Below are 23,977 nucleotides of genomic sequence, written 5' to 3'. Positions count from 1 at the left end.
GTAGTGGTTCCGGCGGGCGACACGAATGGAACCGAATTTTTACGCTCCCCCGCGAGAGCCAGTACGACGACACGCATGAAGGTCCAACTACTCGAGGCCACGGAGGACCCGGAGGAGCTCATCTGCACGGCGGCCCGGAACGACTACTACGACGGCTACGTCGGCGACGAGTCGTTCGAGACGGTGATGGAGAGCATCGACGGGGAGAGCATCGAGGAGAAACAGGAGACGCTCATCGGCCACCTGCTCGACCACGGCCACTTCGGCCCGTTCGAGCACCCGCAGGCGACGTTCGCGGTGAAGGGCATCAGCCGGTCCTGCATGGCCCAGATCACCCGGCATCGCCACGTCAGCTTCGACGTGCAGTCGATGCGGTACGTCAGCTTCGACGACGTCGACCCCGCCGAGGTGGAGGAGGGCGCGATGGTCGTGACACCGCCGTCGGCGTCGGACCCCGACTGGGTGGGGCGCAACCAGCGCACCGGCGCGGTCGACGACGAGACCGTCGCGAAGCGCGAGGAGCTGTTCCAGCGGTCGGTCCGGCAGTCCGTCGAGGACTACCAGGAGCTGCTCGACCTGGGGATGCCGCCGGAGGACGCGCGGTTCGTGCTCCCGATCGGGACGAAGGTGAACATGGTGATGTCGATGAACGCCCGGATGCTGATGCACGTCGCCGACATGCGCGCGGCGGCCGACGCGCAGTGGGAGATCCGCGAGATGACCGAGCGCGTGCTCGACCTCGCGAGCGAGTGGTGCCCCATCACGTTCGAGCACTACGACTCGGAGATGAGGAACCGGAAGAACCGGCTCGCGCCGTAGCCTGGGACCTGCGGTCGGGGCTCGACCGCTGACGAAGCTGTCGCTCGGTGTTCGGTATCGCGGAGGGCGGGTCGTGAACGTGGGCGCGGGACGGACGGGAGTCAGGAAGTCGCCACTACCGAGCAGCGAGCGGGACCGGAGCCGCCGTCAGTCGTCGTCCTCGTCCTCCTCGTCGTCGGCACCGCGGACGAGCGCCGCCTGCCCCTGGCCGTCGGGCTGTGGGTCGCTCGCGTGGGGGCCCTCGATGAGCGCGCCGAAGTCCTCTACCTCGTCGTACTTGTCCTGGTACATCAGCGCGATGCGGCCCTTCTTGGTGATCTCGTAGAGGCCGGACCGCTGTGCCGGACCGATCTTCTCGACGAGGCCGTAGTCGGCCAGCACGGGCAGCCGGCTGTTGATGTTCTTGCGGCTCTTGTCGGTGTGGTGGGCGAGGTTCGTCGCGACGTTGCGACCCTGCGCCTGCAGTGCTTCGAGTATCAGGAAGTCGGTGGGTTGTCGTAGTCTCATGGTAACACGCTCCGGGTTTCGATTTGTATCTACTACTTGCTCGCTCCATTTATTTCTATCTAATGGCAATTCGACGGGTGCATGACCATTGGTCTCGACCCCAGCGGGCTTTGATAACCAATAGCGATTTTCTGCGGTAATTTTATGTAGGGGTAGGTCCTACGTGATGGTAGGGTGTGACGGCAGACCCGGATCTCCCGTTCGTCTGCTGCCATTCACCCTGACTGGACGACCCCCCACCCAACCCCCCATCGCAACTCTGGTCAGAGGCACACCCCACCACCACAACGACGCCAATCCACCACCACTCTACGCGTCGACTGGACTACCCGTGCGACCCGTCATCCCGTACGGGTCCAGTTTTTTGTGACCGCTCGTCGAACGGTCGGTATGGTCGCGACGTTCGAACTGTACGAGGACCGTGCCGGGAAGTACCGCTGGCGGCTTGTCGCCAGCAACGGCGAGATAATCGGCGACAGCGGCGAGGGCTACACCACGAAGTCGGGTGCCCGCGACGCCATCGGGCGCATCCGCGAGCGCGCACCCGATGCCGCCATCCCGTCGTTCGAGGACACCCACTTCGAGGTGTTCCGGGACAACGCGGGCGAGTACCGCTGGCGGCTGGTCGCCGACAACGGCCGCATCCTCGCCGACAGCGGCGAGGGCTACGCGAGCAAGCACGGTGCACGCGACGCGGCGGCGCGTGTCCGGCAGCGCGTGACCGACGCGAAGACCGAGGAGCTGGACGACTCGTGAGCCACACGCTCGTCGTCCGCGACGGGACCGTGGTCGACCGTCAGGGCGCACGCGAGGCGGACGTGGTCGCCGTCGACGGCGAGATAACCCGGGTCGAACCCGCCACCGAGGTGGACGCGGACACCACCATCCACGCCGACGGCTCCTACGTCGCGCCCGGGCTGGTCGACGCCCACGTCCACCTGATGATGGACGCCGGCCCCGACCCGGCGAGCGACGTCGACCGGTCGACCGCGTCGCTGACCTACCGCGCGGCGGGCAACCTCCGCGACGCGCTCGCTGCAGGCGTCACGACCGTCCGCGACCTCGGCGCACCCGACGGCATCGCCCTCGAGGCCGCACAGGCGGTCGAGGCTGGCGTCACCGCCGGGCCGCGTGTCGTGGCCTGCGGTCGTAACGTCGTGATGACCGGCGGGCACGGCCACTGGTTCGGTCGCGAGGCCGACGGCCGTGACGAGGTACGCAAGGCCGTCCGCGAGCAGCTCAAGGCCGGCGCGGCGGTCGTGAAGTGCATGGCGACCGGGGGCGTGCTCACGCCCGGCGCGAACACGGGCGCGCCGGAGCTCGCGCCCGACGAACTCGAGACACTCGTCGAGACCGCGAGCGCGAAGGGCGTCCCGACGGCCGCACACGCCCACGGGACGGCTGGCATCCGGAACGCCGTCGATGCAGGCATCGACAGCATCGAGCACGGGACGTTCATGGACGCCAGGGCCGCCGAGGAGATGGCCGAAGCCGGCACGTACTGGGTGCCGACCGCGAGCGCGCTCGCCGGCATCGTCGACAACGCCGACGACGCGCCCATCCCCGACTACGCCGTCGAGAAGGCGAGGGAGGCACAGGCCGCGTTCGAGGAGGCGTTCGAGCACGCGCTGGCGGCAGACGTGACCATCGCGATGGGCACCGACGCCGGCACCCCGTTCAACACGTTCGCCGACATCCCCCGCGAGCTGGCGCTGATGGTCGAGTACGGCATGACGCCAGAAGGCGCGTTCGAGGCCGCCACGCACACCGCCGCGGAGCTCGTCGGCGTCGACGCCGGGCGGGTCGAGCCGGGGGCGTCGGCCGACCTGGTGCTGCTCCCGGGCGATCCCCGGACCTCGGTCGACGTCTGGTCGGACGTCGGGACCGTCGTCACCCGGGGGCGGCAGTTCGAGCCCGGGACCTAGCGTTCTTAATCCCTCCCCGAGTAAGGGGGGACGAATGCGTCGGCTACTCGGTGTCGGAGCGCTCGTCCTGCTCGCGGTGGGCGCGGTCGTGCTCGCCGGTGGTGCCACAGCGGCGGCACCCGGACCGGACGGGTCGGTCCACACCCCTCCAAACTCGACGGATACGCTGGGCAGTGCACAGGAGTTCGACCGCACACAGTTCCGTATCCGCGTCTTCGAGAACGGCTCGGCGCGCTTTGCCATCCGCTACGAGCGCCAGCTCTCGAACGAGAGCGAGCGCGAGCAGTTCCAGCAGTTCGCGACGGAGTTCGAGTCCAACGAGACCGAGCTGTACACGAACTTCGAGCGCCGCGCCCGCGACCTCGTCGCGTTCGGCCGCAACGAGACCGGGCGAGAGATGACCGCGACCGGCTTCCAACGGAGCGCCACGGAGGAGCCCAGCTTCGACGGCCACGTCGGCATCGTCACCATGTCGTTCCGGTGGACCGCGTTCGCACAGACGGCCGACGACCGCGTCGTCGTCGCGGACGTGTTCGAGGGCGGCTTCTACATCGGCCCCGCGCAGTCGCTCGTCTTCCTCCCCGGTGACGGGCTCGTGTTCGAGAGCGTCTCGCCGGCGGGCGAGTTCTCCGCCCCCACGCCAGCCGAGAGCGACACCGTCACCTGGCAGGGCGAGCGCAGCTTCTCCGACCAGCGCCCGCGCGTCGTCTACGTCCCCTCGACCACCCCGACGACCTCGGCGACCACGACGAACACGGACGGCGGTGGCGGCGGCACCACAGCGACCGAGACCACCACGTCGGGGCCGGGCGACTCGACCGCCACGTCGCCCGAAGGGGGCGGTTCCGACGGCTCGCTCCCGATGCTCCCCATCATGCTCGGGCTCGTCCTCGTCGGCCTCGCCGGCGCGGTCGTCTGGTTCAGCCGCCGCAGCGAGGACGACGACACCGGCACGGCAGCGACCGACAGTCCGTCCGACGGCGGCGACGGCGGTGCCGCGGCGACCGAGAGCCCAGCAGTCGAACCCAGCGTCCCGGACGAGGAGCTGCTCACCGACGAGGACCGCGTCGTCGACCTCCTCGAGGAGAACGGCGGCCGGATGCGCCAGTCCAACATCGTCGACGAGACAGACTGGTCGAAGTCCAAGGTCAGCATGCTGCTCTCGGACATGGAGGACGACGGCAGCATCAGCAAGCTCCGCGTCGGCCGCGAGAACATCGTCAGCCTCGCCGGCCACGAACCCGACGCCGTCGGCTCGCCGTTCGACGACGAGCAGGACGACGGACGGTAAACCGCCCCACGGCGATGCTGAAACGCAAGGGTTTTAATTATACCGACGAAACGACTTGATGCGAAGAACCGCACCGCTCCGTTGGTGTAGTCCGGCCAATCATCTTGCCCTCTCACGGCAAGGACCAGGGTTCGAATCCCTGACGGAGCATTTTCCGACGGCAGACCGACGAGCGACAGCGAACCGTGTTTGCTGTCGAGATGCGGAGGAGGGGATTCGAACCAGAGAGCAGGACGAAGTGGAGCGACCGTGGTTCGGATCCCGACACTCCACTGCACCCGACCACACGTTCATATCGGAGGCCGGCAAACGAAGACAGCAATGCCCACCATCCCCGACGGTCTCCTCGCCATCGACATCGAGACGGCGAGCCCCAACCGGTCGCCCGAGGGCTCGGACTTCCGGGACACGGACTACTTCGAACTCGTCGCGGTCGGGCTCGGTCATCAGCCCGCACCCGACGCACCCGTCGAGACAGCCGTCTGCTTCCGGGACGGCGGCTGGAGCGTCGAGGCCACGACCGACCTCCTGAGGCGGGTGGACGACTGGTGTCGCGGGCGCGAGGCAGACGGGGTGCTCACCCACAACGGCAACCGGTTCGACGCGATCCACCTCGGCGGCTGGGCGGAACGGGCCGTCGAGCACGGGACGTGGCCCGAGGCGAGCGGCCGCCTCGACTCCCTGTTCGAGCACCACGTCGACCTGAACCCGCTCGCGGTCGACGCCTACGCCGAGCGACTCGAATCCTGGCGTACCACGGTCGCACTCGAGGACGTCTGCCGCTGGGAGGGGATACCCGTCGAACCCACCCACTACGCCGACTACGACATCGGCCCGGTCGCGAACCACCCGGTCATCGACGGGCCGACGGTGACGAACGTCCACATCGGCAAGGTGCTCGGTGAGGCGTACGTCGCCCAGCTCGTCGAGGGACGCACCGACACCCGCGAGTTCGCCGAGCTGGAGCGCCTGCTCGCGGACTACACGAGAGCCGACATCGAGCCGCTGTTCCACCTCGCGCGGTCGTTCGCCGACTGAGACGTCGCTGGGCAGCGTCGGATGACACGAGACGAGAATCGAAACGAAGTACCTGAGCGCCTAGTTCCCGAACATCTGGCGCATCATCGGGTGCATCTCCATGAGCTGCTCCTCGGCGATCTCCTCGTACAGCTTGTACGTGATGGAGACGGTGAGCAGCAGGCCCGTCCCCGTAACGCTCCCGACGGTGCCGAGCATGTTCGCCATGACGGCGAGCAGTCCGACGAGCGCGCCGCCGATGACGGTCACCTGCGGGATGTAGCGCTCCATGACCTTCTCGATGACGCCGACGTTCTGACGGAAGCCGGGGATCTGCATCCCGGAGTTCTGGATCTGTTTCGCCGTCGACTTCGGGCCCATGTCGGTCGTCTCGACCCAGAAGATGGCGAACAGTGCACCGCCGAGGATCATGAACGTGAGGTCGACGCCGACGCGGGTGATGACGTGGATGACGCCGTCCTGTGCGGCGACGGAGCTCGCGGTGCCGGTGCCCCACCACATCCAGTCGCCGGGCGTCTGGATGGGCGCGAGGTAGTAGAACAGGCCGCCGATGGGCTGGCCGTTGTTGTTGTACTGGACGAGCCAGGTCGGCGCGTTCGTCATACTGTTGATGCCGCGGCCGAGGAACCCGATGTTCGCCTGCAGCGCGCGGACGAGGATCATCGGCAGGACGCTCGCGTAGATGAGCTTCACGGGGAATCGACCGCGTGCACCCTTGACGCGGGCGTGGCTCAGGGGGATCTCGACGCGGACGCTCTCCGCGTAGACGACGATGGCGAAGATCAGCAGCGTCGTGATGAGCGCGACGATGTGGCCCTGATTGAGCAGCAGGTCGGCGAGGCCCGACTGGGTGAAGACGTTGATGTCCGTGGCCCCGGTGGCGATGCTGAACCAGTCGCGGAACACCGCGATGAACCCGGTGACGAGGCGCTGGCTCACGCCGGCGATGATGAACAGCCCGATACCGGAGCCGACGCCCCACTTGCTCACGATCTCGTCCATGAACAGGATGAGGACGCCGCCGATGAAGATCTGGGCGAAGATGAGCCATCGGGTAGCCATCGTGGCGTTACCGACGCCGACGAAGCCGGCCAGGGTCTCCTGCGCACCGGGTGCGACCGGGAGGATGCCGGCCGAGAGGAACACCATCGGGATGGCGGTCAGCGCGGTCATCACCAGCACCAGCACCTTCTGCAGGCCCTGATAGAGGATCTGGTCACGGGGGTCGTCCGTGTCGAGTCCGAGGAGGTTCGCCCCGCCGAGCAGCTGCAGGACGATCGACGCCGTGACGATCGGCCCGATGCCCAGGTGCAGTATCGAGCGGTTGGCACCGGCCAGGATCGACCGGAACTGTCCGAACGCGTCGGCTCCGCCTGCGGCTCCGACCTCCGCCGTCCCGTAGACGGTGATCGTCGTGAGGAAGAAGTACAGCACCAGTATGCCGCCAGTCCAGCCCAGCTTCCGCTTGAACGGGACGTGGCCCTCCGGTCGCTGGACCGAGGGCATCCGGGTAAGGACCGGTTCGGCGGCTTCTTTCCAACCCATATACGGGGACAAACCGGACGGATGCTTGTATGTACTTCGCTTTGCCCGCGCCGAGTGAACGAGCGCGTACGTGTCGAAATCGACTGAGAGACCGGGTCCGTGCGGGAGATGCACTTCGTGACGGAGCCCGACATTCCGCCCCCGACGGCAACAAGTGGGGTCGAACCGTCAGCGTCGCCACGACCGGCCCGCTGGTCGGGCGGGTAGCTACTCTTCGGGAGTCGAGAGAACCGCAGAAGGGCGTCAGACGGCGGCGGCGGATTACTCCTCGGCCGCGTCTTCGTCGGCGTCGTCCTCCTCGGCGCTCTCTGCCCGCTCGGAGAGGACGGCCTCGCCGCCGGCCTCCTCGATGAGGCCGCGGGCGCTCGCGCTGAAGGCGTCGGCGGTGACGGCCAGCTCGTTGCGGACCTGCCCGCCGCCAAGCACCTTCACGACGTCGGCGTCGTAGCCACCGTCGACCACGTCGCGGGCGTCGATGACGTACGTGTCACCGTCCTGTTCGGCGAGGTCCTCGGCCGCGTAGAGGACCGCGTCCTCGTCGAGCTTCTGGACGTTGATCTCGACGACGTCGTCCTGGATGTCCTGCGGGCGCTTGAACCCGTGCTTGCCGAGCGGTTCGTAGTTGTGGAACTCGTGCTTGTCGCGGCCAGCACGGCCACGGCCGCCACGGTTACCGGCCCCACGACGGTTCTTGTGGGTGCCGCCACCGTGCGTGCGCGAGCCGCGCTGGCGTCGTTTCTTGCTCGTCATTGTTATCGCATTGCCTCGAGGAGCGTGTCGATCTCCTCGGTCGTGTGCTTGCCGAGCTCGCCACCCTCCTTGGTCGGGTGCTTGATGCCGTCGTGCCCCTTGCGCGGGGGGTGCAGGCGCAGGACCGGCGAGAGCCCCTCGTCCGTGAGGGTCGTCTCCTCGGCCAGCAGCGCCTCGGCGAGCTCGTCGATGCTACCGTAGTCTGTCTCCTCGGCGACCCACTCGTCAGTGAGGGCCTCGCCGCTTTCCTCGACCTCGGCGCGCTTTGCGAGCACGGTTGCCAGGACGTCCTGGCTTGGCTCGCCCATCGCGACGTAGTCGTTGACCTTCGTGAGCATGCCGCGGTAGCTGTCGGTCTCCGGCACCAGCGTCGCGTGGTTCACGCGCTCGATGTTGAGCATCGACAGCGTGTCGTCGACGGCACCGGAGCGGTCGACCTCGCCGCGGAGCTGGACGACTGCCTGCATCACTCGGCCACCTCCTCGGCGGACTGGAGACGCGCGCGACGGGACTGCGAGGCGTTCTCCAGCGCGTTGAACGTCGCCTTCGCGAAGTTGACCGTTGTGCGCGTGTTGCCGTAGCTCTTGGTCCAGGCGTCCTCGATGCCCGCGAGCTCCAGCACCTTGCGGACGGTGTCGGATGCCGCGAGCCCCAGCCCGAGCGGGGCGGGGATGAGTTCGACCTCGACGGAGCCCGCCTTCCCGGTCGTCCGGTGGGTCAGCGAGTGCGGCTTCGTACTCCGGTCCTCCCAGGAGCCCGAGCCACGGGGCACGTCGATGATGTTCAGCTTGGCGATGCCGATGGCCTTCTGGATGGCGGCCCCGACCTGGTCGTCACGCCCCTCGGCGTAGCCGACGTAGCCGTCGCGGTTGCCGATGGCGACGACGCAGCGGAACTTCACCCGCCGACCGGAGTCGGTCATCCGCTGGACCATGTTGATGTCCAGCACCTCGTCCTCCAGCCCCGGCAGGAGCTGGTCAGTTACCTCCGGCTCCTTCAGCGGGAGACCGGAGTTGAGGGCTGCCTCCATCGAGTCGATCTCGCCCTCCTGTACCTTCTTTCCGAGCCGTGTGACGGGTTCCCAGCCGTCGTTGTAGTTGTTGCCGCTCATGTTATCGCTCCATCAGGGTCTCGCGCACTTCGTCGAAGTGCTCGGGAAGGTCCGTTGCGTCGAAGTCACCGCTGTAGAGCGGCTCGTCGAGTTGCTCAGCGTACTCGGCGATGTGCTCGCCGCGGTTCCGTGGCCACTCGGCCAGCACGTCGTCGTTGTGCGGGATGTCGAGACCGGCGTCGATCGCGCCCTCCTGCACCGCGAACACCTTCGAACCGGGTGTCGCCGTGTTGAGGCCGATGTCGAGCACCGCTTCCTCGACGCCTGCGTCGAGTGCGCGCTTGCCTGCGAGGAGTCCGGTCAGGTACGCCGCGGGCAGGTTGCCCGTGGGTGCCTCCCAGCCGAAGTCGGCCAGGTCCTCGGAGGTCGCACTCGCGAGTGTCTCGTCGCCCTGGGTACCGGGGACTATCAGCTGCGCCGTGGCGTGCTTGTTGCTCTTTCGAGCGACGAGCCGTGGCTTGCCGGATTTCAGCAGGCGCAACCTCTGATGGTAGTCCGTCCGGACCTCGCGGCGACGACGCATCGGAACCTTGTATCGTGGTCCTGTCGCCATTATTGGTCACCGTAGTTGTTGTCGATGTAGTTCAGCAGGTACTGGACGCTCCGGAACTCGCCGCCGCGGGCCTTGTTGTAGAGCTCGCGGTACTGGGTGCGATCGATCTCGCCCTCAGCACGGAGCTCGTGGAGCTTCTTTCGCTGCGCTCTGATGCGGTTCTGCCACTCCTTCTTCGGGTCGGAGCGCCCCCCCTTCTTGCCGCGGCGCTTGCCGGGCCCCTTCTGGTGCCCGTAGGCGCGCTTGGCCTTCCGCTCGCGGGAGCGACCCTTGGAGTTACCGCGCTTCTCCTCGGCTCGAATCGTACCCTCGTTGACCAGCTCGCGGATGTCCTCGCGGGTGATCGCCTCCGAGATGTCGGACTGCGCGTCCGGGTCGAACCAGACGCGGTTCTTCCCGCAGTCGAGGACGTCGGCGGCCAGTCGTCGCTGGGCGGACAGATCAGTCATCCGAATCCACCTCGACTTCGATGTAGGTCGGGTTCAGTACGCGAACCCCCTGCTCCTCCGCACGCTCCTCGATGCGCTCGCGCTTGCGAGCGCCGACCTTGGAGGCGATGCGGACCGCTTCCGTGTCGCCGTCGACGCCCTCGAGGTCGTCCACGTTGTGCACGTAGACCTCCTCGAAGCCCGAGGGGTGCTTGCCGCGCACCGCCGTCGGGGTCCGGAAGCCGGCCTCGACCTTCGGGCCCTTGCCCTTGATGCCGCGTCGCTGCTTCGAGAGGCCGCCGGTGGGGCGCCGCCACGACTCGGGCGTGCGCTTTTTCTTGTGGTAGTCCTGCCGCTTGAACTGCGGCTTGCCGACCGTCCGTCGCTGCTTGAGGAGACGCTCGTGCTCCTCGGAGAGCTCGGGCGTCTTGTCCGCGAGCCCGCGGGGCTGGAGTTCGGTCTCCACGTCCTCCTCGGGCTCTTCTTCCTCGTCCTCGTCGCCCTCGATCTCGGCCTCGGTGTCCTCGCTGACTTCGAGGTCACCGACGTCTGCCTTGATACGGGCGGCGAGCGCGTTCCCGACGCCCTCGACGTCCGAGAGCTCGGACTGCGACGCGGCCTTCACGTCCTCGACGGTCTCGTAGCCGGCGGCGCGGAGCGCCTCGGCCTTGGACTCGCCGACACCACTGATGTCTTCGATCTCCTGTGGTTCGTCTGCCATGCGTCAGGCACCTCCCTTGGCGGGCTTCTTCGTGATGTAGACGCCGTCCTGGAACACGCGAGTGTCCTTCCCGCTGACGCGGGTGAGCTGCTCGATGTCGGCGGCGGTCTGTCCGACGGCTTCCTTGTCAGGCCCGGAGAGGGTCAGCTCCTCGCCGTCGACCTGCACGTCGGTGTCGCCGTGGATGTTCGTTCGTCGCGGTGCCTTCTCGCCGAGGAAGTTCTCGATGACGACCTCGCCACCGTCTGCCTGCACCTTCATCGGGAAGTGGGAGTAGAAGACCTCCATCTCGTACTCCCACCCGTCGGTCACACCGTGGAACATGTTGCTGATGTGACTCTCGAAGGTGCCGACGGTGGCGTTCGTCTTCGCATCGGATGCGTCGGATTCAACGACGACCTGGTCGTCCTCGACGCTCACGCTGACGTCGGGGTACCAGAGTCGGCGTGTGACCGACCCGTTCGGACCCTCGACCGTGAGGTCGAGATGGTCCATCTCGGCTGTTACGTCGTCCGGAATGTCCAGTTCTACTCGCATTGTCTTAGTACACGTATGCGATAACCTGGCCACCGACTCCCTGCTCGCGCGCCTCGTAGTGGCTCATGACGCCCTCGCTGGTCGTCACGATGAGCGCACCGTAGTCGCGTGCCGGCAGGAACCGCTTCTCCCACGTCTCGAACTCGTCGGACGCGACGGAGTAGCGCGGTTTGACGGGGCCGCATTCGTTTATCGCACCTTTCAGTTCGACCTCGAAGCGACCGGACTTGCCGTCGTCGACGAACTCGAAGCCGTCGATGTACCCGCGGTCGTAGAAGACCTCGAGCACGCTCCCGATCTCGTTGGAGGCGGGCGATACCGTGTGGGTGAGATGCCCGACGCCCTCGGCGTTGTCGATGCCGGAGAGCGCGTTGCTGAATGGGTCGTTGCCTGTCATTGTTATCGGTACTTCTTGAAGCCCATGTCGCGGGCGATCTCTCGGAAGCACTGCCGGCACAGCCAGATGTCGTACTTGCCAACGAGGCCCTGCTTGCGGCCACAGCGCTGGCACTCCTCCATCTGACCGGTCCGCTTTGCGGCGTGCTCGCCGGTGTCTAGTTCTTCGCTTTCGCTCATCGTGTCACCTCGACGTCGAAGTTGGCCTCGACGAAGGCGATCGCGTCGTCGGCGTCGAGGCGGTGGTTCGACGGGATCTGCTGGGACCGCTTGTCGCGCTTGGCGACGCGGTAGCCCGGGCGGACGAGGTTGACCGTGACGTCCAGCCCGAAGATCCCGACGTTCGGGTCGTACTCCTGCGACGGGAAGTCGGTGTGCTCCTCGATGCCGAAGCTGAAGTTGCCGGTCTCGTCGAACTGCGTCGCGGCAACGTCTGCGAGCGCGAGCGCGATCTCGAGGAACTCGTGGGCGGCGTCGCCACGGAGCGTCACCTTCGTGCCGATGGGGTCGCCCTGACGGATGCCGAAGTCCGGCATCGTCGACTTGGCCTGGGTCCGGACGGACTCCTGACCCGTGACCGCCTCGATGATGTCCTCCGCGTTCGCGAGTTCGCGGCCACCCTCGCCGACGCCCATGTGGACGACGACCTTCTCGATGGTGGGCTCGCGCATCTCGTGGAACTCGGCGGACTCGCTCATTCGTCCTCACCTCCGACGAAGTTCTCGTCGATGACGACGACGTACTCCTCGATGGTCTCGAAGCCGCCGTCGTCCTGCGTGACGGAGACGGTGTTCGAGCCCGAACCGGGCGTGACGTCGATCTGCTCGACCTCGCCGACCTCGCCGGCGTGGCTGCCGGCGACGGCCGTGACGAGCGCGCCCTCCTCGTACGGGAAGTGCGCGACGACCTCGGTCCCCTCGTTGGAGACGACGAGCGAGTCGTTCCCGCCGTACTCGGATGCGTCCTCGAGCTGGAGCGTCTGCCCGTCGTGCAGCGTGAGCTGCGTGTCGCCGCCAGTGACCTGGCGCTTGCCGACGATCTTGCCCAGCTTCGAGCCCGCGTCGGCCTCGTCGATGGGGGTCAGCGAGAGCCGACCACCCTCGTCGGGGAAGACACGGTAGTACTCGTCACGCTCGGTGAACGCCACGATGTCGAACATGCCGATGGGGCGCTGTTCGTCGGAGACCGCGACGCCGTTGACCAGGACGGTGTCCTGGTTGAGGGCGTAGCGGGCCTCCTTCTTCGAGTCCACGTAGCCGAGGACGTCCCGCAGGAGGATGACCAGCGGGACGCCGGCCTCGCCGTGCGGGCCGGAGTCGGCCTTCACCGTGAACGTGTTCGTCTTTCGCTCGACCGGCCAGGAGTTCGGAACGGAGAGTCGCTTCTGGTGCTTGGTCATTCGTCATCACCTTCCAGCCGCGCCTCTCGCACCTCGTCCTCGAGGTCCAGCTCCGTGATGCGGACGTTGGACGGCTCGAGACGGCGGGGCACTTCCTCGCCGTCGGCCGTCTCCAGCGTGACCTCCTCGACGGAGATCGTGCCGGACTTCACGTCGACGTCGAGGACCTCGCCCTCGTCGCCCGCGAAGTCGCCGCGCATGACCTCGACCGTGTCGCCCGCGTTGATGCGGGCACGACGCTTTCCGTACTCCTCGCGGAGGTCCTCGGCCAGCGTCGCGTTGAGCTGCTTGCCCTTCTGGTGCAGGGGCGCGTGCTCGCTCTGGTTGCGCTGTTTGCGTGGTTGTCGTGTCATACTATCATCGTAGCCGTGGATGCGACGCTTCCGAAGCGCTCTGCGACCTCACGCGCGATGGGGCCCTTGATCTCGGAGCCCTGCGGTTCCTCGTTCTCGTTGACGAGGACGGCCGCGTTGTCCTCGAACTTCACGCGCGTGCCGTCGGGACGGCGGATGGGCTTGCGCTGGCGGATGATGACTGCCTCCTTGACCTGGCGACGCTCTTCGGGCGTCCCCTTGGTCACCGAGACGGTCACCTTGTCGCCGATGCCAGCCTTGGGGTGCCGGTTCTTGGTGCCGTGGTAGCCGGAGACCGAGATGATCTTCAGCTGTCGTGCACCGCTGTTGTCGGAACAGTGAATCAGCGACCCCTTCTCGAGGCCCTGCGTGACGTCGGCCTTCAGTGCCTCCATCAGGCGTCACCTCCTTCGGAATCGGTTATCTCGACGACCACGTGCGATTTCGTCTTCGACAGTGGTCGGCACTCTGCTATTCGGACCGTGTCGCCGACTTCGGGCTCGAGCACGCCCGGCACGTGTGCCGGGACGCGCGACCGACGCTTCATGTACCGGTCGTATTTCGGTACGTGAACGTCGTACTCCCGCTCGACGACCACGGTCTTTGCCATGTCCGTCGAGACGACCTCGCCCTCGAGGGTCTGCCCTCGAACGGAGAGATCGCCGTAGAACGGACACTTCTCGTAGTCGTATGTCTCCGGGTCTTCGGGTTCCGGAGGTTCTGTTACGTCAAGTCCTATCGCCATTTCGAATCACCTGTTGTTTCGGTGCGCAGTGCGGGTCGTGAGAGCAGTCTGGCTCCATCCACCGTAACGTGGGCCGCGTCCTCGCCGGCAGGGTGGTCCGGTTCGCACGCAGTCCCCGACCCCTTCGCGGGGTCGGCGGTTTCATCTGTGAGCCGGAACTCGAACGTCGTCCCGCGCTTTGGCACCTGGCGCACCCGAGTGTCTCCCTCGGCCGAACCGGCCGGGGCCGGGTCGACGTGGAGCGTGTTCGTCGTCTCGACGACGACACGCCCGGCTATCCCGACGAGGTCGGGGTTCGCCGCGTCGACCACGGTCACCCAGTGGCCGTTGAGTTCGTGCCGGGGCAGTGTCTCGGGTGTCAGCGCCATTATTCGTCGTCCTCGAAGTCGCCTTCTTCCTGCTGGATCGTCTTGATGCGCGCGATGGTCTTGCGGAGCTCACCGATGCGGCCCGGGTTCTCCGGGGCACCACCGGCGGCCTGCACGGCCTTCGCGTTCAGCAGTTCCGTCTCGAGTTCGTCGAGCTCTTCCTCGCGCTCCCGCGCGGTGAGGTCTCGGATCTCGCTGGGTCGAAGGATCGCCATGGATTACTCCACCTCCTCGTCGTCCGCGGCGTCCATCTCCTCGACCATCGCGGCGGCCTCTTCCTCGACGGCCTCGTCGAGCTCGTCGAGCTCCTCGGCGACGTCGTCGTCGCTGGGGACCTCGACCTCCTCGTCGTCGAACTCCTCGGGCGTCTCCTCGACGACCTCCTCGACGACCTCCTCCTCGACCTCGCTGGTCTCGTCCTCGGAGTCGGACTCGGCGGCCTCCGCCTGCAGCTCCTCGAGCTCGCCCTCCTCGGGCTCCTCGAGCAGCTCCTCGACGGACTCGTTGGCCTCGACGGCCTCCGGTGCGAGCTCCTCGACGTCCGCGTCGTCGTAGATCTCGAAGTCGTCCGGCAGCTCGGCCTCCGGCGGGATGATCTTCACCGTCACGCCGATGGTGCCGAGCTTCATCACGGCGACGCCCTGACCCTCGTCGACGATGGTCTCGGCGGGCTCGCCGTTGTGCTTGATGTAGCCGTCGTTGAACTTCTCGACGCGCGAGCGAGCGCCCGTGACCTTGCCCGAGAGGACGATCTCGGCACCGAGTGCGCCGGAGTCCATGATCCGTTCGAGCGTGGTGTGGCCGGCCTTGCGGAAGTACCAGCCGCGTTCGAGTGCGTTCGCGAGGCGGTCCGCGACGATGCGTGCGTTGAGGTCGGGTTCGTCGACCTCCTGCACGTCGATCTGCGGGTCGTCCAGGTCGAAGCGCTCCTCGAGCGTGGTGGTTACCTTCCGGATGTTCTCGCCGCCCTTGCCGATGACCATGCCGGGCTTCTCGGCCTTGAGCACGATCTGCGTGCCCATCGGGGTCTTGGCGACCTCCATGCCGCCGTAGCCGGCACGGCCGAGTTCCTCTGCGAAGAACTCGTCGATCTGGGACTTCTGCAGTCCGTCTTCGATGAACTGGTGTTCGTCTGCCATTAGTTCTCGACCTCCTCGACGATGAGTTCGACGTCGACCTGCGGCGTGTTCCACGCCGAGGCGCGCCCCATCGCGCGGGGCTTGCGGCCGGGGGACTCCCCGACCTTGTGGGCGGCGACGTGGACGATCTCCATCGTCTCGCCGTCGAAGCCCTGCTGGTCCGCGTTGTTCACGACGTTGTCGAGCAGGTCGATGAAGGCCTTGGAGACCTTCTCCGGGTAGCGACCCGCGTCCCAGCCGTCGATGTCGCTGCGGTGGCCGACGCCGCTGTTGTGCTGTTTGAACGGGACCGAACGCTCGCCCTCGACGACCGCCTCGAGATACTCCCGGGCGTCGCCGACGGTCTCGCCCTTGATGGCGCGAGCGACGGCCTTGCTGTGCTTGTGGCTCATGTGACGCTCCCGGAGCATGGCCTTGGCCGTCGTGTCCGGGTCCGCGTCGACGCTGTAGTTGATTCCCATTCAGTTCACCTCACTTCAGTGGCACGAACTTCGAGGAGCGTGTCGCGCCGATACCGGCCTGTCCGTGCTCGACGGACGAGCGTGTGAGCTGGAACTCGCCGAGGTAGTGGCCGATCATCTCGGGCTCTACCCTGACGCGCTTGAACTCCTGGCCGGTGTAGACGGCGAACGTCAGCCCGACGAACTCCGGGAGCACCGGCACGTCGCGCAGGTGCGTCCGGATCGGGTCGTTGGCCGTCTCCTCCTCGGTCCTCTCGCGGGCCTTCTCGAGGAGCTTCTCCTTCTCCACGGAGAGACCGCGCTCGATGCTTCGCCGCTGGCGAGCGGGGAGCAGTTCCGCGACTTCCTCGATGCTCATCTCCTGCAACTCGTCGAGCGTGTGACCGCGGTAGGCGAACTCCTCGTCCTCGCGGCCGGTTCTGTACTCGGAACTCATTCTTTGCCACCTCGACCGGTCTTCCGGGAGGCGATGTCACCGACCTTGCGTCCCGGCGGGGCGTCCCGCGAGACGGACTTCGGTCGGCCGGGGTGCTGGCGGCCACCGCCACCGAACGGGTGGTCGACGGCGTTCATCGCCACGCCGCGGACGTTCGGCCACTTGGTGCCGCGCGCTTTCATCTTGTGGTACTTCTTGCCTGCCTTCACGAACGGCTTCTCCGTGCGCCCGCCGCCGGCGACCACGCCGATGGTGGCGCGGCACTGCGGGTCGAGGCGCTTCATCTCGCCGCTGGGCAGCTGGACGACCGTCGCTTTGCGGTCGTGCGTGACGAGGTCGGCGCTGGTGCCCGACGCGCGGGCGAACTTGCCGCCGTCACCGGGCTGGCGCTCGATGTTGCACACCGGGACCCCCTCGGGGATCTCGGCGAGCGGGAGCGTGTTGCCGGGTGCGATCTCGGCGGAGACGCCGACCTGCAGTTCGTCGCCGACGGCGACGCCCTCGGGCGCGAGCACGAGGCGTCGGTCGCCGTCCTCGAACTCGACCGCCACGACCGGTGCGGACCGGGCGGGGTCGTGCTCGATGTCGACGACGGTGCCGCTGACGACGTCCGAATCCTCCGTCTGTTTGTGCTGGAGGTCAGCCTTGTACCGGTGGCTGGGGGCACGGAACGTCGGCCCACCGCGGCCTCGGCGCTGACCCTGGATTCTGCGTCCCATGTGTCAGAACACCCCGATTCGCGAGGCGACTTCCTGGGCGTCGTCGTCCTCGGAGAGGCGGACGACGGCCTTCTTGGTGCCGTTCATCGTGTTCTGCGTGTTGATCTTCTCCACGCCGACGTCGAAGCGCTCCTCGACGGCGTCGCGGATCTCGGGCTTGGTCGCGTCCATGTCGACGACGAACTGGAGCTTGTTCTCGAAGTCCATGTCGTTCATCGCCTTCTCCGTCACGAGGGGGAACTGGATGATCGAGCTCATCGGTCGGCCACCTCCGCGACGGCGGACTCGGTGAACACGGTCAGTCGGCCCGGGTGCGCGCCGGGCGCGAGGTCCTCGACGTTGACGTTCGACGCGGTCGCCACGTCGACACCCGCGAGGTTGCGTGCGGCCTTCGACGGGCCGGCCTCGCTGGAGGTGACGAAGAGCAGCGACTTCGGCTGCTTGTACTTGCGGCCACGGGTGGTCCCACGGCCGGCGCGGATGGAGCGCCCCTCGTCGGCGCGCTCGACGTCGTCGTGGGCTCCGAGCCCCTCGAGGAAGCTGACGACCTCCTTGGTCTTCAGCAGCTCCTCGAAGTCGTCGGAGACGACGACGGGCAGCGCGAGGTCCTCGTCGAACTCGTGCCCGCGCTCGGCGACGCGCTCCGCGTCGACGGTCGCGGCGAGTGCACTGCGGAACGCCTGCTTGCGCTCCTTGGTGTTGACGTCCTCGCCCTGCTTCTTCTCGGCCTTCGGCGGGTGTGCCTTGCGACCCCCGACCGCCTGGGGGACGCGGGCACCCTGACCGTTCGACCGCGGCACGTGTGCCATGCCGCGGCCGGAGCCGAACGATTCAGCGGAGGTACGCATGCCGGCGTACTCGTCGGCACCGTACTCCTGTTTCCGGTTGGCCTGTGCGGCGCGGACGGCACGTCGGATGAGGTCCGGTCGGTACCGGCTCTCGAAGACCTCCGGTAGGTCGAGCGTGCCTGTCTCCTCGCCGTCCAGGTCGTAGATGGTTGCCTGCATGGGTTATCCCTGGTTCGATGCTGTGGAGACGAACCGTACCTCGGGGTCGAGGCGCGGCTGGTCGTTCGGTCGGATGGCCGGGCGGAAGCGCAGCAGACGCTGGTCCGGACCCGGGAGCGAGCCCTTCACGAGCGTGAACGGACCGCTGACTTCGCCGTAGTTGACGAAGCCGCCGTCGACGTTCACGTCGTCGACATCCTCCGCGTCGCCGATGTCGATGAGGCGCTTGTTGAGCTCCGTGCGCTGGTGGTAGCCGGTCTGACCCTGCTGGGGAACCGTCGAGCGAACGCGGCTCGGGTTCCACGGGCCGAGGTTACCGATGCGCCGTCGCCATCCCTGGCGGGCGTGCTTGCCCTTGCGTTTCTGGACGCCCCAGCGCTTGACGGGGCCCTGGGTGCCCTTGCCCTTCGTGACGCCGGAGACGTCGGTGTACTCACCGGCGCGGAAGGTGTCGTTCATCTCGTGGACGCCGCCGTCCTCGACGAGTTCGAGGCCGAAGTCGACCCGGTCCTGGACGGAGCCCCCGCCGATGCGGGTCTCCATCACGTCGGGCTTCTTCTTCGGCACGCCGGAGACGTCGGAGGGGACCGTGTGCGTGATGGCCCGGACCTCGTCGACGTCGCCGGCTTCGAGCGCCTCGTGGAGCTCGTCGGTGTTGTCGTCGGCGTCCTCCGGCAGGTCCAGGACGCGGTCGAGTTCGTCGTGGAACTCGTCGGTCCAGACCTCCGTGAGCGGACGCTTTCCGTACGGCGTGTCCTCGTACGCTCGCAGGGCAACCGCCCGCATGGGCGGTGTCTCCACGATGGTGACTGGGACGGTCTCCTCCATCCCTTCGCGGGGGGAGTTGGACTCGTCGTTGATCATCACCACGTGGGTCATACCGGCCTTGTAGCCGGCGAATCCCTGCAGCGTCGGCTGTCCGTCGTCGTCCGGCCAGCTCGAGAAGCGCGGAACCTCCGAAGAGGCGCGCTTTCGCGGGCCGAACCCGAGCGAACCTTTGCGTGGTCTGCTTGGTTGTGGCATCGTATCACTCTGTGAGCGTGAGCAGTCCGAGCGTCGCGAACACCGCTTCTTCGGTGCGAACGACCTCACTGCCCTGGTTCGGAATCGAGTTGAGCCAAAGGTCGAACCCGCCGATGGGTTCGGTGGCGTCCTCGTCCCCGCCGGCCGGTACATCGGCCTCGGGGAATCCGAGTATCGCAGGCAGCCCTCTCTCGGGCGCGCCGAAGGCGATGGTCGCCCCATCAGCCTCGACCCGTCCGGCCAGGCTCGCGAGTCGCCCCACGGTGAGCGGTTCACCGTGGCGCGAGGTCGCGATACGGAACCCGGCGTCCTCACGGCCGAGCGCCGCCTGCAGGTCCATGCGTTCGACTGACAGCCCCGGAAGGGGGTCGTCGACCAGCCTCGCACGGACCGGACGTCGCGAAGAGACCCTGACGGTCACGCGCTCCCCCTCCGTGAGTTCGCCCATTTCTGGGGGCGTCACGAGGGAGATCGGGTGTTGCAAGCCGCAATTGACCCGGACGCGCCTGTCAGGTCCGACCTCGGTCACGATTCCCTGTCTTAACGACCCCGAACCGTTCGATTCGGAGCCGGTCTGTGACGTGGCGCGGAGCGGGGGCAGGATGCCCGCGTACTCCAGTTCGCCTCGCTGCCCCCACGCCTCCTTTCGAAGGTAGGGGGGCGTCGCCGCGTAAGCGAGTACCGTACTTACGAACCCGCCGCCCCATCGCCGTTCGCCGTCTTCGTCGTCGAAGACGACGAGTCGGTCCGCCCGGAACACCGTCGCCGCGCGGGCGACGTAACCGAGTTTGCGAGTTGCCTCGCGTTTGTCCTCGGCTTCCCGGACGAGGGACGACGGCACGAGCACGCTGACTGTCATGCCGTGACGCTTCGACGCCTCGTCACTAGACTGTGCCGATGTTATTCTACAAACGGTTAAAAGGGTGCCGGATTGTGTTTCCGGTTGTGACGGCCCCACACGCCCGGATGTGGGTGTTTCGCGTTGACACGAAGCGCGACGGATTGCGCCGGGCCACGCGTGCGGGCGAAAGAGTAGTACTCTTACCCTACTGCCGTCGTGTGGTTCTCCGTGGCGAAGGCCGACCGATTCGGAAGCCTTTTATTTATTCCTGCAGTTGTTGAGAATGCGAACGGGCGCTGGTAGTGTAGTGGTATCACGTGACCTTGCCATGGTCACAACCTGGGTTCAAATCCCAGCCAGCGCACTTCTATACGAACTACGCGACGAGCGAAGCGAGGAGCTGTTCGCGTAGCAATCCCCGTCAGCGCACTTCTCCGTGATCAACGACGAGGAGCGCAGCGAGGACTCCGCAGGGGTTGGCCCCCGACGAGCCACAGCCCGCACAGCGAAGCGAGCCCTGTCGAAGATGCCGAATCCTCTCGTCGGCTGAACGGATGAAGCCGGTATCACTCCTTGAACTGGTCGTACGCCTTCCGCTTCTCCTCGGTGAGCTTCGGCCGCACGCGGGTCAGGTAGAGCAGCAGCAGCACCACTACGACGGCGAACGCCGTGGGCAGTGCGGGCCAGAACCCCAGCCAGATGTAGGTGGCAACGAAGAGCATTCCGGAGGCGACGGTCCCGTAGACCAGCATCAGTATCTCCGGGATGTCGATCCCCTTGTCGTCACGGAAGTCAAGTCCGCTCTCGAAGAACCGTCGGTACCCCGGGTCGAGGCCAAACTCATTGATCGCGAGCACTTCGGTCCGGAGTGCGAACGCGAGAAACGGGACCCGCAGCGAGTACACCACGAAGAACCCGAGCAGGGAGAGCAACGCGCCGAACAGGGCCGCCGCTCCCTTCGCGTCGTCCGGAAGGTCGGTCCCGACGATGGTGAAGATGCCCGTGAGGACGAGTGCCCACATCCGTGTGTACGACCAGACCTGGTTCTCAACGTGGCGGGCGTGCCACCAGTACTGCTCGTAGACGTCCTGGAGCGCGTCACGGTCGTCGTCCGAGGAGATATCAGGTGGTGACGACATGAATCAACTCACGGGGGGTCGTTCCACTCGTCGGCCTGGTCTTCGGGGCGATACCCAACGACGGAGCGAGCGTGTTCCAGGTCGAACCAGCGTGTCGCGTTGTCGCTCACGCCGTAGAACACGTCGAACGTCACCGACTCGTCGGACAGACAGCAGTCGACGAGGTGTGCGAGGTCTCTCCGGGAGTGCCAGGTCGCCTTCATCCGTTCGACGGCCCGTCGGTAGGCAGCACTCCCACGGTCGAACTCGCCGGCCGCGACGCCACGTTCGGCGTCGCCGTACGGGTGATCGTACTCGGGAGACCGAACGCTCGCGATGCGCAGCACGTAGAACCGTTTCGGGTAATCGAAGTTCTCGACGTACTGTCGGCCTAGTCCCTCGCCGAACAGTTTCGAGGTCCCGTAGAACGAATCGGGCCGAGGGGGAGTCCGATGGTCGAGCACGACACCGTGGCCCTTCTGGTACAGTTCCGGGGCCAACTCGGTCTCGTACTGCCCCACGACGTGGTTCGACGAGGCGAAGACGACGCTCTCCACCTCGGCCTGTCTGGCGGCCTCGAGACAGTTGTAGGTCCCGACGATGTTGTTCCGAAGCGTCGAGTCCCAGCTCGCCTCAGTGGAGGGGTCCGCTGCGAGGTGGACCACCCCGTCCTGACCGTTGAACGCCGGCTGGATGTCGTTCAACGCCGCGATATCAGCCGTGATCGAACTGTGGTCCGCACTCTCGACACGGTCGAGGTAGTCGAACGAGTACCGGTCCGACAGGTGCTCGATGAGCGCAGTTCCGACGCGGCCGAACGCACCGGTCACGAGAACCTCGTCCATGTGCGTGCCCAAGTCGGGGGTGGTATTAATTGTGGGGTCGTTGACCGTGACGGTCTTCAGGTGCCGGGACGAGCGGCGGTTCGTCACGGCCAGTCGCGAGCACGTTACAGACATCACAATCCGCCAATGAATCGCGGTACAGCGTCGCTACCGCCTGGTTACACATTCACCCCGTGGTCCAAGTTTTTACCCCTCGAACCGCCGAATCAAAGCGATGGGTTTCATCGAACGACTCTCGGGACTGCTCGACCGGGGTGGGACGGAGACATCGGACGGGACGGCAACGGGCGACGCGGGGCCGACCGGGAACACGGACGTGCCCGCTGGGGGTCCACAGGAGTCGCAGGCGACGACGGGCGAGGCAGTACCGGACGAAGCGACTGACGAGGGGACGACGGACAACGAGCCCGACCCGACAGCCGCGTTCGCCGAACAGGCGGCGGCACTGGCGGCCGAGCATCCCGAACTCGACGGGTCCATCGACTCGCTCGCGGCGGCCGACGACCTCGCGGCGTCCCACGACCCCGACGGGGAGACGGTGCTGGCGCTGGGGAGCTACTTCGGCGAGGCGCTGCTGTCGGCCCACGACGGCGAGTGGACGAAGCCGAAGGGCGGCATCTGGGCGGTCGTCCTCGACGGCGCGGAGACGGACGTGACACTGAACGCGTTCCAGCTGGCAGGCGAGGTCGTCCGTGGACCGACGACGTTCACGGCGACGTACAGCGTGGTGGAGCGACGGCTCTGAGGGCGATCCTTACTGTCCGATATATTCAGAATTGACCATGACACGAAACGGGCTGTCGTCCGCGTGGAACTTCGCGCGGGACCCGGTCCTGCTGCGCTGGCCCGTGTTCCCGCTGCTCGCGCTGGCGACGCTGGCGTCCCTGTTGGGCCTGCTCATCCTCCCGGCGAACGTGGTCGCGGCGGTCGTCGTGTACTACGTCGCGGTCGTAGCCGGCGCGATGGCCGTCGGGTTGGGCGCGGAGTGGCTCCTCCGTCTGTCCCTCGACTCGGACGAGGGGTGTGCGTACTACTGACGTGGGTGTGGTCGACTGACACCGACAACCATTTTTAAACTGCCTCGTGAACGGGTCGGCTATGGAACGAATACTCGTTGTCATCCGGAACAAGTCAGAGACGACCCGAGAGCTGGTCCACGAGGCAGGTGTGGTCGCGGCCGGCACGGGAGCGGAGCTACGACTGCTGCACGTGATGCCCGACGAGGAGTACGACGAGCGGATGTCCTCGCGGCTGGAGAGCAAGACGGGCGGCTACTCCCTCGACGAGGCCGAGGCGGAGGCGAAACGGCTCGCCGCGGAGGTCGGCCGCCGCGCCCTCTCGGACGTCGACGTGGAGTACGACGTCATCGCCGCGGTGGGCCACGAGGAGGAGACCGTCCTCGACGTCGCCGAGGAGCACGACTGCGACCACCTGTTCCTCTCCGGTCGCCGACGCTCCCCGAGCGGGAAGGCGCTGTTCGGCGACCTCACCCAGCGCCTCCTGCTGAACTTCGACGGCATGGTCACCGTCCACCTCACCGACGACCGATGACGACCGTCGCCTTCCTCTCGGTCGCGCCCGTGGTCGAGGACAGCATGGCCGCGGCGGTGGCGAAGGCCGTCGCCGCGCTCGAGGAGTTCGACGTCTCCTACGAGACGACGCCGATGGGCACGACCATCGAGGCCGACGACGCCGCGACCGTCTTCGCCGCCGCGCAGGCCGCCCACGAGGCGGTCGACGGCGACCGCGTCTCGACGTTCCTCAAGATCGACGACAAGCGTCGCGTGGAGACGACAGCCGACGCGAAGGTCGACGCCGTCGAGGAACACCTCGGACGCGAGGCGCGCTCCGGCGAGGACCGACGGCACGACGGTCGTCGCGAGAACTGAAACCCTTTAGCCG

At 66.8% G+C, this 23,977-nt stretch carries 36 protein-coding genes, 2 tRNA genes and 1 pseudogene; 11 read left to right on the top strand and 28 right to left on the bottom strand.

Annotation, left to right across the window (positions count from 1 at the left end; all coding sequences use genetic code 11):
• Positions 1-75: 75 nt before the first annotated feature.
• The gene (gene thyX, locus NO345_RS05515) at positions 76-819 is read left to right on the top strand and encodes an FAD-dependent thymidylate synthase (protein ID WP_256297205.1); all 744 of its coding nucleotides are present in this window, start codon (positions 76-78) and stop codon (positions 817-819) included.
• Positions 820-966: 147 nt separating this feature from the next.
• Here the strand turns inward: thyX and NO345_RS05510 are convergent, their stop codons facing one another.
• Complete coding sequence (locus tag NO345_RS05510; RefSeq protein ID WP_256297203.1) at positions 967-1,326, bottom strand: winged helix-turn-helix transcriptional regulator; 360 nt, start codon at positions 1,324-1,326, stop codon at positions 967-969.
• 390 nt (positions 1,327-1,716) lie between these two features.
• On the opposite strand from NO345_RS05510, the gene NO345_RS05505 reads away from it, so the two are divergent.
• The 5 genes from NO345_RS05505 (at position 1,717) to NO345_RS05485 (ending at position 5,580) form a co-directional block, all read left to right on the top strand.
• Positions 1,717-2,082, top strand: a complete 366-nt coding sequence (locus NO345_RS05505) for a YegP family protein (RefSeq protein WP_256297201.1) — start codon at positions 1,717-1,719, stop codon at positions 2,080-2,082.
• Positions 2,079-3,251: a metal-dependent hydrolase family protein gene (locus NO345_RS05500; protein ID WP_256297199.1), complete on the top strand. Its 1,173-nt coding sequence runs from the start codon at positions 2,079-2,081 to the stop codon at positions 3,249-3,251. The genes NO345_RS05505 and NO345_RS05500 overlap by 4 nt, the downstream gene beginning before the upstream one ends.
• Positions 3,252-3,285: 34 nt before the next feature.
• Positions 3,286-4,542 carry a helix-turn-helix transcriptional regulator gene (locus NO345_RS05495; RefSeq protein ID WP_256297197.1) on the top strand — a complete coding sequence of 419 codons (1,257 nt, stop codon included), beginning with the start codon at positions 3,286-3,288 and terminating at the stop codon, positions 4,540-4,542.
• 75 nt (positions 4,543-4,617) lie between these two features.
• Positions 4,618-4,692 (top strand) — tRNA-Glu (locus NO345_RS05490).
• A gap of 171 nt (positions 4,693-4,863) precedes the next feature.
• Positions 4,864-5,580 (top strand): hypothetical protein, encoded by a 717-nt coding sequence (locus NO345_RS05485; RefSeq protein WP_256297195.1) that lies wholly within the window; start codon positions 4,864-4,866, stop codon positions 5,578-5,580.
• Positions 5,581-5,640: 60 nt separating this feature from the next.
• On the opposite strand, the gene secY is transcribed toward NO345_RS05485, so the two are convergent.
• The 25 genes and pseudogenes from secY to NO345_RS05360 form a co-directional block, all read right to left on the bottom strand.
• Positions 5,641-7,125 carry a preprotein translocase subunit SecY gene (gene secY, locus NO345_RS05480; protein WP_256297194.1) on the bottom strand — a complete coding sequence of 495 codons (1,485 nt, stop codon included), beginning with the start codon at positions 7,123-7,125 and terminating at the stop codon, positions 5,641-5,643.
• 261 nt (positions 7,126-7,386) lie between these two features.
• Positions 7,387-7,875 carry an uL15m family ribosomal protein gene (locus NO345_RS05475; RefSeq protein WP_256297193.1) on the bottom strand — a complete coding sequence of 163 codons (489 nt, stop codon included), beginning with the start codon at positions 7,873-7,875 and terminating at the stop codon, positions 7,387-7,389.
• Positions 7,876-7,877: 2 nt separating this feature from the next.
• Positions 7,878-8,342, bottom strand: coding sequence for a 50S ribosomal protein L30 (locus NO345_RS05470; RefSeq protein WP_256297191.1), 465 nt, complete (start codon positions 8,340-8,342; stop codon positions 7,878-7,880).
• Positions 8,342-8,986 carry a 30S ribosomal protein S5 gene (locus NO345_RS05465; protein WP_256297189.1) on the bottom strand — a complete coding sequence of 215 codons (645 nt, stop codon included), beginning with the start codon at positions 8,984-8,986 and terminating at the stop codon, positions 8,342-8,344. Before NO345_RS05465 ends, NO345_RS05470 begins: the two co-directional genes overlap by 1 nt.
• 1 nt (position 8,987) lies before the next feature.
• Positions 8,988-9,539 (bottom strand): 50S ribosomal protein L18, encoded by a 552-nt coding sequence (locus NO345_RS05460; RefSeq protein WP_089735857.1) that lies wholly within the window; start codon positions 9,537-9,539, stop codon positions 8,988-8,990.
• Entirely contained in the window at positions 9,539-9,988 is a 450-nt protein-coding gene (locus NO345_RS05455) for a 50S ribosomal protein L19e (protein WP_256297188.1), read from the bottom strand. The genes NO345_RS05460 and NO345_RS05455 overlap by 1 nt, the downstream gene beginning before the upstream one ends.
• The gene (locus NO345_RS05450) at positions 9,981-10,688 is read right to left on the bottom strand and encodes a 50S ribosomal protein L32e (protein WP_256297186.1); all 708 of its coding nucleotides are present in this window, start codon (positions 10,686-10,688) and stop codon (positions 9,981-9,983) included. The genes NO345_RS05455 and NO345_RS05450 overlap by 8 nt, the downstream gene beginning before the upstream one ends.
• Positions 10,689-10,691: 3 nt before the next feature.
• Positions 10,692-11,225, bottom strand: a complete 534-nt coding sequence (locus tag NO345_RS05445; RefSeq protein WP_256297184.1) for a 50S ribosomal protein L6 — start codon at positions 11,223-11,225, stop codon at positions 10,692-10,694.
• Between the two features lie 4 nt (positions 11,226-11,229).
• Positions 11,230-11,622 (bottom strand): 30S ribosomal protein S8, encoded by a 393-nt coding sequence (locus NO345_RS05440; protein WP_256297182.1) that lies wholly within the window; start codon positions 11,620-11,622, stop codon positions 11,230-11,232.
• A gap of 2 nt (positions 11,623-11,624) precedes the next feature.
• Positions 11,625-11,801, bottom strand: coding sequence for a 30S ribosomal protein S14 (locus tag NO345_RS05435; RefSeq protein ID WP_256297180.1), 177 nt, complete (start codon positions 11,799-11,801; stop codon positions 11,625-11,627).
• Positions 11,798-12,319, bottom strand: a complete 522-nt coding sequence (locus tag NO345_RS05430; protein ID WP_256297178.1) for a 50S ribosomal protein L5 — start codon at positions 12,317-12,319, stop codon at positions 11,798-11,800. Before NO345_RS05430 ends, NO345_RS05435 begins: the two co-directional genes overlap by 4 nt.
• Complete coding sequence (locus tag NO345_RS05425; RefSeq protein ID WP_256297176.1) at positions 12,316-13,020, bottom strand: 30S ribosomal protein S4e; 705 nt, start codon at positions 13,018-13,020, stop codon at positions 12,316-12,318. Before NO345_RS05425 ends, NO345_RS05430 begins: the two co-directional genes overlap by 4 nt.
• Positions 13,017-13,373 carry a 50S ribosomal protein L24 gene (gene rplX / locus NO345_RS05420; RefSeq protein WP_256297175.1) on the bottom strand — a complete coding sequence of 119 codons (357 nt, stop codon included), beginning with the start codon at positions 13,371-13,373 and terminating at the stop codon, positions 13,017-13,019. The genes NO345_RS05425 and rplX overlap by 4 nt, the downstream gene beginning before the upstream one ends.
• Entirely contained in the window at positions 13,370-13,768 is a 399-nt protein-coding gene (locus tag NO345_RS05415) for a 50S ribosomal protein L14 (RefSeq protein ID WP_089735840.1), read from the bottom strand. Before NO345_RS05415 ends, rplX begins: the two co-directional genes overlap by 4 nt.
• Positions 13,769-13,791: 23 nt before the next feature.
• Positions 13,792-14,118 (bottom strand): annotated as a pseudogene (locus NO345_RS05410) (30S ribosomal protein S17); the annotation flags it as partial.
• Positions 14,109-14,486 carry a ribonuclease P protein component 1 gene (locus NO345_RS05405; protein ID WP_303646714.1) on the bottom strand — a complete coding sequence of 126 codons (378 nt, stop codon included), beginning with the start codon at positions 14,484-14,486 and terminating at the stop codon, positions 14,109-14,111. The gene NO345_RS05405 and the pseudogene NO345_RS05410, both read right to left, overlap by 10 nt.
• Entirely contained in the window at positions 14,486-14,701 is a 216-nt protein-coding gene (rpmC, locus tag NO345_RS05400) for a 50S ribosomal protein L29 (protein ID WP_089735834.1), read from the bottom strand. The genes NO345_RS05405 and rpmC overlap by 1 nt, the downstream gene beginning before the upstream one ends.
• 3 nt (positions 14,702-14,704) lie before the next feature.
• Positions 14,705-15,625, bottom strand: a complete 921-nt coding sequence (locus NO345_RS05395) for a 30S ribosomal protein S3 (protein ID WP_256297166.1) — start codon at positions 15,623-15,625, stop codon at positions 14,705-14,707.
• On the bottom strand, positions 15,625-16,086 hold the full coding sequence (locus tag NO345_RS05390; protein WP_256297164.1) for a 50S ribosomal protein L22: 462 nt from the start codon (positions 16,084-16,086) through the stop codon (positions 15,625-15,627). The genes NO345_RS05395 and NO345_RS05390 overlap by 1 nt, the downstream gene beginning before the upstream one ends.
• Before the next feature lie 10 nt (positions 16,087-16,096).
• The gene (locus tag NO345_RS05385; protein ID WP_256297162.1) at positions 16,097-16,522 is read right to left on the bottom strand and encodes a 30S ribosomal protein S19; all 426 of its coding nucleotides are present in this window, start codon (positions 16,520-16,522) and stop codon (positions 16,097-16,099) included.
• Complete coding sequence (locus NO345_RS05380; protein ID WP_256297160.1) at positions 16,519-17,241, bottom strand: 50S ribosomal protein L2; 723 nt, start codon at positions 17,239-17,241, stop codon at positions 16,519-16,521. The genes NO345_RS05385 and NO345_RS05380 overlap by 4 nt, the downstream gene beginning before the upstream one ends.
• A gap of 3 nt (positions 17,242-17,244) precedes the next feature.
• On the bottom strand, positions 17,245-17,499 hold the full coding sequence (locus NO345_RS05375; RefSeq protein ID WP_256297158.1) for a 50S ribosomal protein L23: 255 nt from the start codon (positions 17,497-17,499) through the stop codon (positions 17,245-17,247).
• The gene (gene rpl4p, locus NO345_RS05370; protein WP_256297156.1) at positions 17,496-18,248 is read right to left on the bottom strand and encodes a 50S ribosomal protein L4; all 753 of its coding nucleotides are present in this window, start codon (positions 18,246-18,248) and stop codon (positions 17,496-17,498) included. Before rpl4p ends, NO345_RS05375 begins: the two co-directional genes overlap by 4 nt.
• Before the next feature lie 3 nt (positions 18,249-18,251).
• A complete protein-coding gene (locus NO345_RS05365; protein WP_256297154.1) occupies positions 18,252-19,271 on the bottom strand; it encodes a 50S ribosomal protein L3 in 1,020 nt (339 codons plus the stop codon).
• Between the two features lie 4 nt (positions 19,272-19,275).
• Positions 19,276-20,130, bottom strand: a complete 855-nt coding sequence (locus NO345_RS05360) for a putative RNA uridine N3 methyltransferase (protein WP_256297152.1) — start codon at positions 20,128-20,130, stop codon at positions 19,276-19,278.
• A 275-nt stretch (positions 20,131-20,405) separates the two neighbouring features.
• On the opposite strand from NO345_RS05360, the gene NO345_RS05355 reads away from it, so the two are divergent.
• Positions 20,406-20,476, top strand: a tRNA-Gly gene (locus tag NO345_RS05355).
• Positions 20,477-20,678: 202 nt separating this feature from the next.
• Here the strand turns inward: NO345_RS05355 and NO345_RS05350 are convergent.
• The gene (locus NO345_RS05350) at positions 20,679-21,251 is read right to left on the bottom strand and encodes a hypothetical protein (protein WP_256297151.1); all 573 of its coding nucleotides are present in this window, start codon (positions 21,249-21,251) and stop codon (positions 20,679-20,681) included.
• An 8-nt stretch (positions 21,252-21,259) separates the two neighbouring features.
• Complete coding sequence (locus NO345_RS05345) at positions 21,260-22,075, bottom strand: NAD-dependent epimerase/dehydratase family protein (RefSeq protein WP_256297149.1); 816 nt, start codon at positions 22,073-22,075, stop codon at positions 21,260-21,262.
• Between the two features lie 214 nt (positions 22,076-22,289).
• Here NO345_RS05345 and NO345_RS05340 point away from each other — a divergent pair, with 214 nt between their 5' ends.
• From NO345_RS05340 to NO345_RS05325, 4 genes are all read left to right on the top strand, one after another.
• Positions 22,290-22,820: a hypothetical protein gene (locus NO345_RS05340; protein ID WP_256297148.1), complete on the top strand. Its 531-nt coding sequence runs from the start codon at positions 22,290-22,292 to the stop codon at positions 22,818-22,820.
• 37 nt (positions 22,821-22,857) lie between these two features.
• Positions 22,858-23,112 carry a hypothetical protein gene (locus NO345_RS05335; RefSeq protein ID WP_256297145.1) on the top strand — a complete coding sequence of 85 codons (255 nt, stop codon included), beginning with the start codon at positions 22,858-22,860 and terminating at the stop codon, positions 23,110-23,112.
• Positions 23,113-23,173: 61 nt separating this feature from the next.
• On the top strand, positions 23,174-23,626 hold the full coding sequence (locus tag NO345_RS05330; protein ID WP_256297143.1) for a universal stress protein: 453 nt from the start codon (positions 23,174-23,176) through the stop codon (positions 23,624-23,626).
• The gene (locus tag NO345_RS05325) at positions 23,623-23,964 is read left to right on the top strand and encodes an MTH1187 family thiamine-binding protein (protein ID WP_256297141.1); all 342 of its coding nucleotides are present in this window, start codon (positions 23,623-23,625) and stop codon (positions 23,962-23,964) included. Before NO345_RS05330 ends, NO345_RS05325 begins: the two co-directional genes overlap by 4 nt.
• The last annotated feature ends 13 nt before the right edge of the window (positions 23,965-23,977 follow it).

The organism is Haloarchaeobius salinus, assembly GCF_024464185.1.
Classification (GTDB): domain Archaea; phylum Halobacteriota; class Halobacteria; order Halobacteriales; family Natrialbaceae; genus Haloarchaeobius; species Haloarchaeobius salinus.
This window is presented reverse-complemented; position numbering and strand designations above follow the sequence as displayed.